This is a genomic window from Corallococcus sp. AB011P (assembly GCF_003611605.1).
Classification (GTDB): domain Bacteria; phylum Myxococcota; class Myxococcia; order Myxococcales; family Myxococcaceae; genus Corallococcus; species Corallococcus coralloides.
Genome location: NZ_RAVX01000002.1, coordinates 354115 through 368035, shown reverse-complemented (window position 1 = coordinate 368035; position 13921 = coordinate 354115). Strand labels below are relative to the sequence as shown.

Annotated in this window: 9 protein-coding genes; 7 read left to right on the top strand and 2 right to left on the bottom strand. The window is 70.9% G+C overall.

All coding sequences use genetic code 11. The features are described 5' to 3' along the window. Positions 1 to 60: 60 nt before the first annotated feature. Positions 61 to 2298 (top strand): D-alanyl-D-alanine carboxypeptidase/D-alanyl-D-alanine-endopeptidase, encoded by a 2238-nt coding sequence (gene dacB / locus D7X30_RS06785; RefSeq protein WP_120562027.1) that lies wholly within the window; start codon positions 61 to 63, stop codon positions 2296 to 2298. Between the two features lie 263 nt (positions 2299 to 2561). Further along, a complete protein-coding gene (locus tag D7X30_RS06780) occupies positions 2562 to 3065 on the top strand; it encodes a single-stranded DNA-binding protein (RefSeq protein WP_120562026.1) in 504 nt (167 codons plus the stop codon). A gap of 114 nt (positions 3066 to 3179) precedes the next feature. Here D7X30_RS06780 and D7X30_RS06775 read toward each other — a convergent pair whose 3' ends face one another. Then, on the bottom strand, positions 3180 to 3863 hold the full coding sequence (locus D7X30_RS06775) for a succinate dehydrogenase (protein ID WP_120562025.1): 684 nt from the start codon (positions 3861 to 3863) through the stop codon (positions 3180 to 3182). 272 nt (positions 3864 to 4135) lie between these two features. Between D7X30_RS06775 and D7X30_RS06770 the strand changes: the two genes are divergently transcribed. From D7X30_RS06770 to D7X30_RS06750, 5 genes are all read left to right on the top strand, one after another. Then, entirely contained in the window at positions 4136 to 5029 is an 894-nt protein-coding gene (locus tag D7X30_RS06770; RefSeq protein WP_120562024.1) for an Hsp33 family molecular chaperone HslO, read from the top strand. Between the two features lie 179 nt (positions 5030 to 5208). After that, positions 5209 to 5904: a phosphoribosyltransferase gene (locus D7X30_RS06765; protein ID WP_120562023.1), complete on the top strand. Its 696-nt coding sequence runs from the start codon at positions 5209 to 5211 to the stop codon at positions 5902 to 5904. 28 nt (positions 5905 to 5932) lie between these two features. After that, positions 5933 to 7861, top strand: a complete 1929-nt coding sequence (gene selB / locus D7X30_RS06760; protein WP_120562022.1) for a selenocysteine-specific translation elongation factor — start codon at positions 5933 to 5935, stop codon at positions 7859 to 7861. After that, a complete protein-coding gene (locus D7X30_RS06755; RefSeq protein WP_120562021.1) occupies positions 7858 to 10368 on the top strand; it encodes an ATP-binding protein in 2511 nt (836 codons plus the stop codon). Before selB ends, D7X30_RS06755 begins: the two co-directional genes overlap by 4 nt. Beyond that, complete coding sequence (locus D7X30_RS06750) at positions 10365 to 11819, top strand: sigma-54 dependent transcriptional regulator (protein ID WP_120562020.1); 1455 nt, start codon at positions 10365 to 10367, stop codon at positions 11817 to 11819. The genes D7X30_RS06755 and D7X30_RS06750 overlap by 4 nt, the downstream gene beginning before the upstream one ends. 529 nt (positions 11820 to 12348) lie before the next feature. Here D7X30_RS06750 and D7X30_RS06745 read toward each other — a convergent pair. Then, entirely contained in the window at positions 12349 to 13908 is a 1560-nt protein-coding gene (locus D7X30_RS06745) for an NADH-quinone oxidoreductase subunit N (RefSeq protein WP_120562019.1), read from the bottom strand. Positions 13909 to 13921 lie beyond the last annotated feature (13 nt).

Here is a 13921-nt window from a genome sequence, read left to right as displayed (position 1 = left end):
CACCCTTGCCGCCCCTTTCGTCCCTTCTTCATAATGGATCGCGACTTCCCTGGAGCGTGCGTGCAGGTTTTTCGAACCAGACCCTTCTTGGCCGCGACCGCCATTGCCTTGTGGCTCCCTTCCGCCACCCTGGCCGCGTCGCCGTCCGCCGAGAAAAAGGCTGAACGCGAGGCGCTGAAGAACGCGCTCGTGCAGGTGATGCAGCGCACCGCGCTCAAGAGCAGCCGCGTCGGCGTCCACATGCAGAGCCTGGACGACGGCACCGTGGTGTTCAGCCACAACGCGGACGAACTGCTCAACCCCGCCTCCAACGTGAAGCTCATCACGTCCTCCGCGGCGCTCGTGGCCCTGGGGCCGGAGTTCCGCTACGAGACGGAGTTCCTCGTCGAGGCGGAGATGCCCGCCGACGGCAAGGTCAAGACGCTCTACGTGCGCGGCAAGGGCGACCCCACCGTCACCACCGAGCGCCTCTACGGCATGACCTCCGAGCTGCTCCACGCGGGCCTCAAGGAGGTGCAGGACATCGTCGTGGACGACTCCTGGTTCGACGCCGAGCGCACCCCGCCCGGCTACGACCAGGAGGACTCCGACCGCGCGTACATGGCGCCCACCGGCGCGGTGAGCCTCAACTGGAACGCGGTCGCCGTCTACGTGCGCGCCGCTCCCGGCGGCAAGGCCGTGGTGGACATGGAGCCGCCCAGCGACTTCTTCGTCGTGGAGAACACCGTCACCAGCGGCCCCGGCCGCGCGCGGCGCGTGTCCGTGAAGTCCGACGCGTACGGCGACAAGCAGAAGATCGTCGTCAAGGGCCAGGTCCCCGACGAGCGCGGCGCTGTCAGCGTCTGGAAGAAGATCGACAACCCGCCCCTGTACTTCGGCGGGTCGCTCAAGCAGTTGCTCGTGTCGCGCGGCGTGAAGGTGAAGGGCAAGGTGAAGCTGGGCCTGACGCCGTCCCGCGCGAAGGTCGTGCACGTCGCCCAGTCGGACACGTTCGACATCGTCCTCAAGCGCCTCAACAAGCTGTCCAGCAACTTCGTCGCGGAGACGCTCCTCAAGACGATGGGCGCGGAGCTGCGCGGCTCACCGGGCTCGTTCGCCAAGGGCATCGACGTGGTGGAGGAGTTCCTGGCCCGCGACGTGGGCATCCCGCGCGGCACCTACGTGATGAAGAACGGCAGCGGTCTCAACGACGCCAACCGCTTCTCCACCGCCCAGGTGGACCGGCTCCTGCGCCACATGTTCGAGCGCTTCCCGCTGGCCCCGGAGTACCTGTCCTCGCTGGGCATCGCCGGCAAGGACGGCACGCTCAAGTACCGCTTCGACGGCACGGACGCCGTGGGCCGGCTGCGCGCCAAGACGGGCACCCTGGAGGGCGTCTCCGCGCTCAGCGGCTACGTGCAGTCCGCGGGCGGAGAGAAGTTCTCCTTCTCCATCATGGTCAACGACTACGCGGGCCGCGCCGGCCCCGTCGTCGCGGGCATGGACGCGCTGGGCGCCGCCGTGGCCGCCACCGGCTCCACGCTGGGCCCGGACAACGCGCTGGCCTCCCTCAATGAAGGCCAGAAGCCCCAGGGCGGCCTGCCGGACATCGCCAACCGCGTGAAGACCTACCTGGAGCTGGGCAAGCAGCGCGATCAACGCAACATCGGCTTCCTGCGCACCGCGTGGCGCAGCGAGCGCGACCCCGCCGTGCGCGCCGTGCTGGCGGAGAGCCTCTACCAGTCCAACCCGCACGACTACCTGGGCACCCGCACGCTGCTGGACAGCTACTCCGCCACGGACGACGTCTACGGCCGCCTGCGCCAGGTGGCCCACGCCCTGTCCGTGGGCGTGCCCGGCGTGAGCAGCATGGTGGAGCTGGCCTCCGGCGGAAACACGGAGGCCCTGGCCCGCGTGCTGGAGCTGTGCCGCGCGGCCGGCGCCGCTCGTGACATCGAGGCGCAGGACGAGCTCGCGGACGGCCTGGGCGAGGTGGCCCGCACGGCCCCCGAGGAGCTGATCGTTGCCCTGCGCACCGCCAGCACCGTGGAACGCGACGCGACCGTGCCGCTCCTGGCCCAGGGCCTGGTGAAGACCGGGGACACCACCCACCCCTTCTGGAAGTCCCTGCGCAAGCTGGGCTCCGGCGGGACGGACCCCCAGCTCGTCGCCTTCGCCAAGGGGCTGGACTCCACCCTCAGCACCAAGACGGCCGAGGCCCGGACCTCCCAGCGCGCCCAGCCCGTCCAGGTGGTCGCCCCCGCGTCCGCCACGCCCAACGTGGTCCCTGCCTCCGGCGTCCTCCGCCCGGGCGGGTAGGGCTTCTTCCGCCGCGCCTCTCCGCCCGGACCGCAGGCGTCCGGGCGGCCTTTCCTCCCGGTCCATCCCAGCCCGCGCCAACACCCCGGAATCCTTGAGGCTTCCTGTCCGGGGAGCAGGCGGACGTGCGTCCCCGGCACCCCTGGCCGTTTAGTGGCCCGGGGAATGTCAGTGGTGGATGCTATGGGCTGAAGGACCTGTCGGGGCGTGTGGCCTCGCAGGTTTGTTCCTGGCCCTAGAGGGGTCAGGTATCGGGAGGAAACATGGCTGGAGGCGTGAACAAGGTCATTCTCATCGGCAACCTCGGGGCGGACCCCGAAGTGCGCTTCACCCCGGGCGGTCAGGCCGTGGCGAACTTCCGCATCGCGACGAGCGAGAGCTGGAACGACAAGAACGGCCAGAAGCAGGAGCGCACCGAGTGGCACCGCATCGTCGTCTGGGGAAAGCTCGCGGAGCTGTGCGGCGAGTACCTCAAGAAGGGACGGCAGTGCTTCGTCGAAGGCCGTCTGCAGACGCGCGAGTGGATGGATAAGGAGAACAAGAAGAACTACACCACCGAGGTCGTCGCCACCTCTGTCACCTTCCTCGGCGGCCGTGACGCCGGTGAGGGCTACAGCGGCGGCAGTGGCGGTGGGCGCCGGCAGCAGCAGGGCAACGGCGGCTACTCACAGGGCCGTGACGACTTCGGCCAGCCGCCGCCTCCCATGGATGACGGTGGTGGCATGGGCGGCAACCACGGCGGCGCGGACGACGACATCCCGTTCTAACGCCCTGGGGCCATCCCCCTGAAAAGCGAACCGGCCGCTCCTGGACGTCAGGGGCGGCCGGTCGTGTTCTAAGGCGCCGGGACTTCACGACCCCGGCGCTTCTTCAGACCTGCTTCAGCCGACGTCCAGGCCCGCCGGGCCGTACGCCGCGCCCGCCGTGTAGAGCGCGTAGATGGCGCCCCAGGACATGGCCAGCAGGATGAGGAAGATGAGGATGGAGATGGGCTCGAAGCGGCGCATGGAGCGGTCGCTCGCGAGGATGCCCCAGCCCATGCCGAAGGTCTGAAGGCCGTTGGCCAGGTGGTACGCGGTGCCCAGCGTGCCCAGCAGGTAAACCATCAGCGTGGGGCCGTGGTAGTGCATCTCCCGCGCGATATCCATGAAGGGCTCCGCGTGGCCCTCCATCAGGCGCGGCTGCAGGAAGGCCAGCCAGATGTGGGCGCCCAGGAACGCGAGCACGCCCAGGCCGGCCACGCGCTGCACGATGTACTTGAGGTTGCCGTAGTTGTTGTAGGCGAGGTTGTTGGGCTTCATGGTGAAGATGCGCACCAGCCCCCACGCCGTGTGGATGAGTAGCGGCAGCATGACGATGATGAACGTGAACGCCTGGGCGAACGGGTTCGCGTACTCCGTCACCGACTTTTCCCAGGCCGTCGCGCCGTAGAAGGCGGACAGGTTGTCCCACAGATGGTTGATGACCCAGATGCTCAGGGGCACCACTGCGAGGAACGACCCCAGCCGCGACTTCAAGAGGGGGTTCCGGTCGGTGATGGCTTCGGCGGTGGCTTGGGTGCTCATCGAGTCTCCAGCGGGGCGCGCGGACGGGTGGGGTGAGGACCCCCGCGAGCCCAAGTCAGGGCCTGGGTGATACGGCCTTCCAGCGGTTTATAGCCGTTCCGTCACGTGGGCTGGATTTCTTCCGCACCCGCCCGTGCCAGCCGGGGAACACCGACTCATAAGCCCTGGCGATGCCAGCCCCCCGCCCTGACTGCTGGCCGCCAGGCGGGCGTCCCGTTCCAGCCCCTCTTCCGTTGGCGGGCGCGAACGGGTGGGGCACGCTAACCAGCCCTATGCCTGATGAGCTTGTCAGTGGATTGTTGAAGGCGTCGGACCTGCGCCTGGTGCTGGCCACCACCGGAGACCTGTCCCGCCAGGCCCGCGCCACGCACCAGAGCATGCCGGCCTCCGCCGCGCTCCTGTCCCAGGGCCTCACGGCCGCCGCCCTCATGGGGTCGCTCCGCAAGGGCACGGACTCCCGGATCAATGTGCAACTGGAGTGCGACGGCCCCCTGCGAGGCCTCTTCGTGGACGGCGACGCGAACGGCGTCGTGCGCGGCTACGTGAAGAACACCCTGGTGGAGTACACCGGCTCGGAGGGGCGCTATCACTGGCGCCCGGTGCTGGGGAACCAGGGCTTCCTGTCCGTGCTGCGCGACCAGGGCGGCGGCGAGTACTACCGCTCGTCCGTGGAGCTGGAGCACTTCGACCTGGTGGCGGACCTGGAGCGCTACTTCCACCAGTCGGATCAGGTGCCCTCGCACCTGATGCTGGCGCAGCTGCCCGGCCTGGTGGACGGCCAGGAGGATCCGCTCGCCACCGTGGTGGGCCTGCTCGTGCAGCCCCTGCCCGACGGTGACAGGGACGCCTTCAAGGCGCTGGGTACCCGGCTCAAGGCGCAGTTCCAGACGGCCGTGCAGGCGCACGCGCAGGATGGGGCGCTGACACTCCTGCGCTCGCTCGTGCCGGAGGCGGACCTGGAGATCATGTCCCGCTATCCGCTGCGTTTCACCTGTTCGTGCAGCCGCGACCGCGTGAAGCTCGCGCTGCTCGCCATGGGCCGCGAGGAGCTGAAGGACCTGCTGGAGAAGGAGGGCCAGGCGGAGGCCACCTGCCAGTTCTGCACGACGCGCTATGTCATCCCCGGCGCGGAGATCCAGCAGATGCTCACCGAGGGCAGCGCCTGACGTGAGGGGGGGCACCCCGGCACCGGACCCGTGGCCCCGCTGTCTTGAAGACAGACATCCGCCTCCGCGGCGGGGATGATTCAGCGCTTCACACCGTCCGTGGAAGCAGGCGCGGCGGTTGTGGCGAGGTCGCGGTGCTCGGGATATGACAGGGCCGCACCTCACCCGGAGCTTTCGCCGTGGCCATCAAGCGGGCAGCGCCGCCGAAGTCCCAGGACCAGCGCAACCCTTCCCAGAAGTCTGCCGTGCCCTCCGCCGCCCAGAAGGACGGGGCGGAGAAGCTCGTCTCCATTCCCAATGACATGGTGCTGGCGCCTCAAGTGGAGGCCCCGCGCCAACCCACCGGCCGCGACCAGTCCCGGCACAAGTCCACGGGCGTGGTGGAGCTGTCGTGGGCGGAGTTCGACCGCAAGGTGCAGCAACTGGCGCGCACCATCCGTCAGGCGTGGGAGCCGCAGGCGGTGGTGGGCGTGGCCCACGGCGGCGTGTACGTGGGTGGGGCGCTCGCGGGCGCGCTCGGCTGCCCGTTCTACCCCGTGCGCATCAGCCGCCGCAGCCGCGACAAGGCCGAGCGCACCCAGGAGCGCGGCCAGCCACAGGTGAGCGGGGAGATGCCCCCGGCCATCAAGGGCTGCCGCGTGCTCATCGTGGACGACATCGCATCCAGCGGAGACACGCTGGAGTTGGCCACGGCGCTCGCGAAGAAGGTGGGCGCGAAGGAGCTCCGCACCGCGTGCCTCATCGCGCGGCCGGAGGGCTTCACGCCGGACTTCGCCGGGCTGTCCACGGACTCGCTCTTCGTCTTCCCGTGGGACTACCAGCCGGTGATGGGCGACGCGCACTTCGACGACGACCCGGACAAGGCCGGGGCCTGAAGTCCAGCCGAAGGGCGTTGACGCGGCGATGATCATCGGGACGGCGGGGCACATCGACCACGGCAAGACGTCCCTCGTGAAGGCGCTGACGGGCACCGACACCGACCGGCTCCCGGAGGAGAAGCGGCGGGGCATCACCCTGGAGCTGGGCTTCGCCCACCTGCCGCTGCCGGACGGGCAGGTGGCGGGCGTGGTGGACGTGCCCGGCCACGAGCGCTTCGTGAAGGCCATGGCCGCGGGCGCGGGCGGCGTGGACCTGGCCGTGCTGGTGGTCGCGGCGGACGAAGGCGTCATGCCCCAGACGCGCGAGCACCTGGACATCTGCCGCCTGCTCGGCGTGAAGGCGGGCGTCGTCGCGCTCACCAAGGCGGACCTGCTGGAGGGCCTGGGCGACGACTGGCGCGCGCTGGTGGAGGCGGACCTCGCCGCGCTCACCGCCGGCACCTTCCTGGAGACCGCGCCCGTGGTGCCGGTGTCCGCGCGCACGGGGGCGGGCCTGCCGGAGCTGAAGGCGGCGCTCGCGAGCGCGGGCGCTGCACTGCCACGGCGTCCCGCGGAGGGCCCTGTGTTCCTCCCGGTGGACCGGGCCTTCACCATCAAGGGCTTCGGCACGGTGGTGACGGGCACGCTGTTGTCTGGAGCGCTGGCGGTGGACGACGCGGTGTCGCTGCTCCCCTTGGGGGCTGGCGCGCGTCCGGGCCCCTTCCGCGTCCGCGGCGTGCAGGTGCACGGCCAGGCGGTGGCGCGCGTGGAGGCGGGGCAGCGCGCTGCGGTGAACGTGGTGGACGTGCAGACGGAGGACGTGCACCGGGGCATGGTGCTCACGCGCGCGGGCGAGCTGCCGGAGACGTCCATGCTGGACGTGGAGCTGACGCTGCTGCCCGCCGCGGAAGTGCCGCTGCCCAAGCGCCGCAAGCTGCTGCTGCACCTGGGCACCGCGCAGGTGGAGGCCACGGTGGCGCTGCTGGACCTGGAGTCGCTCGCGCCAGGAGAGACGGGGCTCGCGCAGCTGCGGCTGGAGTCGCCGGTGGGCGCGCTCGTGGGCCAGCGCTTCATCCTGCGCGGCTCGCGCGCGCTGCCGGGACGGGGCGCCACGGTGGCCGGGGGGCGCGTGCTCTCCATCACGCCGCCGCGCCGGCGCAAGGGTGCGTCCTCGGTGGTGCGTCCGCTCCTGGAAGCGGACGCGGCCGGGCAGGTGGGGTGGCTCCTCAGGCAGGCGGGCTACGCGGGGCTCACGCAGACGGAGCTGTTCGGCCGCTCGGGGCTTTCGCCCAAGGTGCTCACGCGCACGCTGGAGCTCCTGGGTGCGAAGGGGCAGGTGCTGCTGGTGGACCGGGACCGGCGGCTCTACGTGGCGCAGGACGTGTTCGAAGGACTGCGCCAGCGCTCGCTCGCGCTGCTCGCCGCGTTCCACGAACGCGAGCCCATGCGCGAGGGCCTGTCCCGCGAGGAGCTCCGTCAGCGGCTCTCCGCCCAACTGGACGTGCGCCTGTTCCAGCGCGTGGTGCAGGCGCTGGTGGACTCCAGTGGCGTGGAGGCGGAGAAGGACCTGGTGCGCCTCAAGGGCCGGGGCCGTACGCTCACGCTGGGCGACGAGGCCGCGCGCACGCGCCTGTCCGCGGAGCTGTCCGCGGCGGGGCTCGCGCCGCCCACCGTCACGGAGCTGTCGCGGAAGCTGGGGCTTCCGCCCGCGAAGCTGCAGGAGCTGTTGAAGGTGCTGGTGTCGTCGGGCACCGGCGTGCGGGTGAGCGAGGAGCTGTGCTTCGACGCGGGCGCGCTGGAGGACCTTCGAGGACGGCTGGTGACGTACCTGAAGGAGCAGAAGGAGATTTCCACGCAGGGCTTCAAGGAGCTGGTGGGCCAGAGCCGCAAGTTCACCATCCCCCTGTCGGAGTACTTCGACAGGGAGAAGGTGACGCTACGGGTGGGGGACAAACGGGTGCTGCGTCGCGGATGAGTGCCAAGGCCTACAACGAGCAGGAGTTGCGCGCCCTGGTGGAGCCCTTCGCCCAGCCCATGCTGGTGCTGGAGGGGGAGGGGCGCGTCTGGGTGGCCAATGCCGCCTACGCGCGGCTTTTGGGGCTGCCCGTGGAGCAGGTGGAGGGCCGCTCCTTCCTGGACTTCATCCAGCCGGAGGACCGCAGCCGGATGGGGGACCGCTTCCAGCGGCTGGCCACCGGCGCGCCGCTGGACGGACGTCCGCACCTCTACAAGGTGCTCAGCGTCCACGGCGTGTCGGGAGAGCTCTTCGCGCAGGCCAACCCCCTGCGGATGGAGGATGGGCGCTTCGCGCTGCTGCTCAGCTGCATGGTGGTCGCGGAGCGCCCCCGGGAGCTGGCGGTGGCGGAGCGGCTGGTGGACACGACCGCGGGCCTGGTGTCCGCGCGCTCGGAGGAGGGCGTGCGGCGCGTGGCGCTGGCGGGCCTGGAGGCCGCGGGCTTCCGGGCGCGGTTGTTGCGCTGGGACGGCACACGGTGGCTGGTGCGTGACGGCGTGTCCCTGCCGGCGGACACGCACCTGGCGCTGGAGGCGCTGTCGGACGGGCGGCCGGTGTTCGGCGGCGCGGACCAGGCGCAGCCCACGCACGCGTACCTGCCGGTGGGCGGGCCGCAGTCGGAGGTGCTCTGGGTGGCGGGCCCGTGGGTGGCGCCCCGGCACGGCTCGGTGCTGACGCTGTTCGCGAAGGTGGTGGGCGCGGCGCTCGCGGATGCCCACCTCCAGGCGGACGGCGCGCGCAGCCGCTGGGAGGTGGAGTCCGTGGCGGAGATGGCGCGCTTCGTGGCGCAGCCCGTGCCCCCGCCGCCGGAGACGTTCCTCGCGCGCGTGGCGGAGCTGCTCCAGGCCCGCGCGGTGGCGCTGCACGTCGTCTCCGAACCGGGGCAGGCCCCCCGGCTCTCCGCCCATGTGGGGCTGGAGGAGGGGAGTGACGCGGATGCCGTGCGGGCCACCGGCGTGCTGCTGGCCGCGTCGCTGCGGGAGGACGGGGGCGTGCTGTCCTCGGAGTCGCAGGGGCGCGCGCTGGAGACGCTGTCCCAGGGCCGCCTGGGCAGCGGGACGGCGGCGCGGCTCACCCGCGGAGGGGAGAGCGTGGGCGTGGTGCAGGCGCTGCGCGCGAAGGAGCGCCCCTTCGACGAGCGCGACGCGCGGCTCTTGTCCACGCTCGCGGAGCTGCTGGTGACGCTCCTGGAGCAGCGCCGCCTCCGCGCGGAGTCCGCGCGCCAGCTCACGGAGACGCGCCTGCTGCTGGACCTGGCGCGCACCACGTCCGGCGTGCTGGAGACGGCGAGCATCCTGGACGTCGCGTCCGACTTCCTGGTGCACCTGTTGGACGTGTCCAACTGCTTCATCCTGCTCTACGACGAACAGGCCAAGGTGCTGCGCGGCGCGGCGGCGTCGGCGACCCACCGCGACCTGTTCCGCACGGTGGTGGTTCCGCTCGACAGCGACGACCTGGCCGCGCGCGTGGCGCTGGAGCGCAAGCCCATCGCGGTGGAGGACCTGGCGTCCGCGAGCACCTCCGTGAGCGCGGTGCTCATCGACCGGCTGGGGGAGAAAGCCCTCCTGGGCCTGCCGTTGACGTCGCGCGAGGAGCTCATCGGCGTGGTGCTGGTGGACGACGTGCGCGGCCCTCGCCCCTTTGGCCCGGAGCTGATTGAGCTGGCGGAGGCGACGTGCGGCCAGCTGGCGCTGTCCATCGCCAACGCGCGCCTCTACGAATCGCTGTGGGCCAGCTACGCGGAGCTGGCCGCCACCCGCGCGGAGATGGTGAAGCGCGAGCGCTTCGCCGCGCTGGGCGAGCTGTCCGCCATCGTCGCCCACGAGGTGCGCAACCCCCTGGGCGTCATCTTCAACGCGGTGGCCACGCTCCGGCGCATCATGAACCCCGGGGGGGACACGGCCATGCTGCTGGACATCGTCGCGGAGGAGAGCGACCGCCTCAACCGCATGGTGGCGGACCTGCTGGACTTCACCCGCCCGCGCAACCCGGTGCTCCAGCCGGAGGACCTTTTGCGCGTGCTCCAGGACGCCTTCGAGGCCGCGCGGGCGCAGGCCCTCACGGAGCGTCCGGTGTACATCTCCGTGGAGGTGGAGCCCGGCCTCTCCGCGGTGCCCATGGACCGGCGGCAGATCCGCCAGGCCCTGTTCAACGTGGCCGTCAACGCCATCCAGTCCATGCCCCAGGGCGGCGAGGTCCGGGTGCGCGGGCGCCGGGACACGCATGGAGGCCGGGAGCAGCTGCGCATCGACGTGATGGACCAGGGGCCGGGCATCCCGGCGGAGCTGCTCCACCGCGTCTTCGAACCCTTCTTCACCACCAAGGCCCAGGGCACTGGCCTGGGGCTGGCGGTGGTGAAGCGCATCCTGGAGGAGCACCGCGGCGAAATCGCCGTGGAGAGCGCCCCCGGACGCGGAACCACCTTCACCTTCTGGCTGCCGCTCACGCAGCCCCAGTCCCTCTCATGACCGACGCGACCACTCCGGTTCCCCGAGGCCGCATCCTCGTGGTGGACGACCAGCGCAACATGCGCGCCACCACCGCCCTGCTCCTGCGCGCGGAGGGCTACACCGTCAACGAAGCCGCCACCGGCGAGGAGGCCCTGGGCCTGCTCGCGCAGGAGCGCGTGGACCTGCTCCTCACGGACCTGAAGATGGAGCCCATGGACGGGCTCACGCTGCTCAGGCGCGCGCTGGAGGTGGCCCCGCGCCTCCAGGTCATCATGATGACGGCCTTCGGCTCCATCGACAGCGCGGTGGAGGCCATGCGCCTGGGGGCCTACGACTACGTCACCAAGCCCTTCAAGGAAGGCGAGCTGCGCTACCGCGTGGAGCGCGCCCTGGAGCGCGCCAGGCTCCAGGCGGCGGTGGACAACCTGGCCACGGAGTTCAACGAACGCCACGGCCTGTCCGCGCTGGTGGGCCGCAGCCAGGCCATGCGGGAGCTCACCACGCGCCTGTTGCGCGTGGCCCAGAGCGACGCCACCGTCCTCATCCAGGGAGAGAGCGGCACGGGCAAGGAGCTGGTGGCCCGCGCCCTCCACGCGCACAGCCGCCGCAGCAAGCAGCCCTTCGTGCCCGTCAACTGCGCGGCCATCAGCGAGACGCTGCTGGAGAGCGAGCTCTTCGGCCACGCCAAGGGCGCCTTCACCGGCGCGGTGAAGACGCGCCGCGGCCTCTTCGAGGAGGCGGACAACGGCACGCTCTTCATCGACGAGGTGACGGAGACGAGCCCCACCTTCCAGTCCAAGCTCCTGCGCACGCTCCAGGACGGCGAGGTGCGCCGCGTGGGCGAGTCCACCGCGCTGCGTGTGGACGTGCGAATCGCCGCGGCCACCAACCGCGACATCGAGCTGGAGGTGAAGGAGAAGCGCTTCCGCCAGGACCTCTACTACCGCCTCAACGTGGTGCTCCTGCGCGTGCCCCCGCTGCGCGAGCGCCTGGAGGACGTGCCCGCGCTCGCGCAGCACTTCCTGGACCGCGCCAACGCCCGCAGCCCCCGGACCCGGCGTCTGACCGCCACCGCCGTGGAGCACCTGATGACGTACAGCTTCCCCGGCAACGTGCGCGAGCTGGAGAACCTGGTGGAGCAGGCCGCCGCGCTCGCCGAAGGGGACGAACTGCTCCCCGAGGACTTCCCGCTGCGCCCCCAGGGCCGCGTGCTCTCCGCGGCCTCGTCTCCGCCTGAAGCCATGGGCCTGCCCCCCACCGACGCCGCGCGGCCTGGCGGCGCGGAAGCCACGGGCCCCACGCTGGCGGAGGTGGTGGAGGACGCGGAGCGCCGCGCCATCGTCCAGGCCCTGGAGCGCCACGGCGTGGACCTGGCCCGCGTGGCGGACGAGCTGGGCGTCTCCTCCACCACGCTGTGGCGGAAGATGAAGCGGCTCAACCTGCGGCCCCCCGCCGGTGCCCGCGAATAGCCTGACAGCGAACTCCCACCCGCCTCCCGGTGCGAGTTCAGATCCGAAATCACCGCCGTTCAGGGATGAAAAAACCAACCTCCTGAATTCGTTGATTGTTTTCATCCCTGAAACGCGATTTCAGGGCTGCAATGGGGAAGGGCGGGGGTGGGAGTGTTGCCCGGTCGTCCAAGTGCCTGAGAACTCTAGAGTTTCGTCCCGAACGGGCGCTGGCATGGCACCTGCTAAAGGTTAGCCCGGGACGCATCGAAGCGAGGTTGAAAGTGGTTCCCCCCCACCCTTTCAGCACTTCCGGTGCGTTACCTTGAGAAGACCCGCGGCCCGACACCCTCACGGGTGCCGGGCCGCCTTCTTTTCCGCTCCCTGCATCATCGCCGCGTTGCCGCCGCCCGCATGACGCGGCGCGGATCCATTTCACTTCTGCAATGCACGGCGGCCATGACGCCGTGAGCCATGCCCCGCAACGACAACGCCCGCCAGGGCCAGGGGCCGAGGCGGGCGTCGGGTGCCGCGAGCTGCCGGCGAAAGCCTACCGGCCGAACAGCGTGCCGGCCTGGGCCAGCCAGTCGGTGACGTGGCCGGGGAGGATGCCCAGCAGCACGACGGCGACGGTGGAGATGACCAGCGCGGCCTCCGTACCCCAGTGGCGCTCCAGCGGCTGCGCGCCTTCGGGCACGGGGTGCATGAACATGTAGACCACGACGCGCAGGTAGTAATACGCGCCCGCCGCGCTGCTGAGCACCGCCACCACGGTGAGGCCCACCAGGCCCACGTCGATGGCGGCCTGGAAGATGAGCAGCTTGCTCATGAAGCCCACGGTGGGGGGGATGCCGCCCAGGGACAGCATGAAGGCCGCCATGGCGAACGCCCAGCCCGGACGGCGCTGCGCGAGGCCCGCGAAGCGCTCCAGGTCCCACGCGGTTCCCTTCTCCTCGTCCTCGCGGCGCTCCAGCGCGGAGACCATGGCGAAGGCGCCCGTCGCGCTGAAGGTGTACGCCAGCAGGTAGTACAGGATGCCGCGCAGCGCGTCCGAGCGCGCCACGTCCAGCGGCGTGCCACCGGACAGGGACGACGCGGACAGCAGGCGGAAGCTCTCGCCCGGGGCCACGACGAACAGCGCCGCCACGCCCAGCAGCAGGTAGCCCGCGTGCGCGATGGAGGAGTACGCCAGCATGCGCTTCACGTTGCGCTGCGGAATCGCCATCAGGTTGCCGGCGATCATCGTGAGCAGCGCCAGCGTGGCGAAGAGCATCAGCGGCAGCTGGGAGTTCATGTCCTTGCCCACCGTGACGAACACGCGCACCAGCGACGCGAACGCCGCCGCCTTCACGCCCGCGCTCATGAGCGCCGTCACCGGGGTGGGGGCGCCCTCGTACACGTCCGGCGTCCACATGTGGAACGGCACGGCCGCCACCTTGAACGCGAAGCCCGCGGCGATGAGCACCGCGCCCACGTAGACGAGCGCCGGCGTCGTGGAGAGCGCCTGCTGCAGCGGGCCCGCCATGTCGTTGAGCTTCGTCGTGCCCGTGGCGCCGTACAGCAGCGCCGTGCCGTACAGCAGGATGGCGGAGGAGAAGGCGCCCAGGATGAAGTACTTGAAGCCCGCCTCGCTGGGGCGCGTGCCGCGGCGCAGGTACGCCGTCAGCGCGTACGTCGCGATGGAGAGCACCTCGATGTTGACGAAGATGGTGATGAACTCCGACGACATCGCCAGCAGGCTCATGCCCGCGGAGGCGAAGAGCATCAGCGCGTAGAACTCACCGCGCTCAGCGCCACGCTTGCGCAGGAAGCCCACCGCGCTCAGCGCCGCCAGCCCCAGGCCCACGCTCACCACCAGGGTGAGGAAGCTGGAGAAGGGGTCCAGCACGCCGAAGCCGAGGAACACCTCCTGCGGCGGCTCGAACATCAGGCCCACGGCCACGGCGCCGCTGGCCACCGCCGCCACGACGGTGAGCACCGCCTGGTAGCCACGGGACGCCGTCGCGGAGAGGAACACCTCCGACAACAGCAGGACGCAGGCTGCCACCACCATGATGATGGCGGGCAGCAGGGGGAGGAAATCCGCCAGGGTGAGATTTGGCAGGTTCATGGAGTCTTTCGGG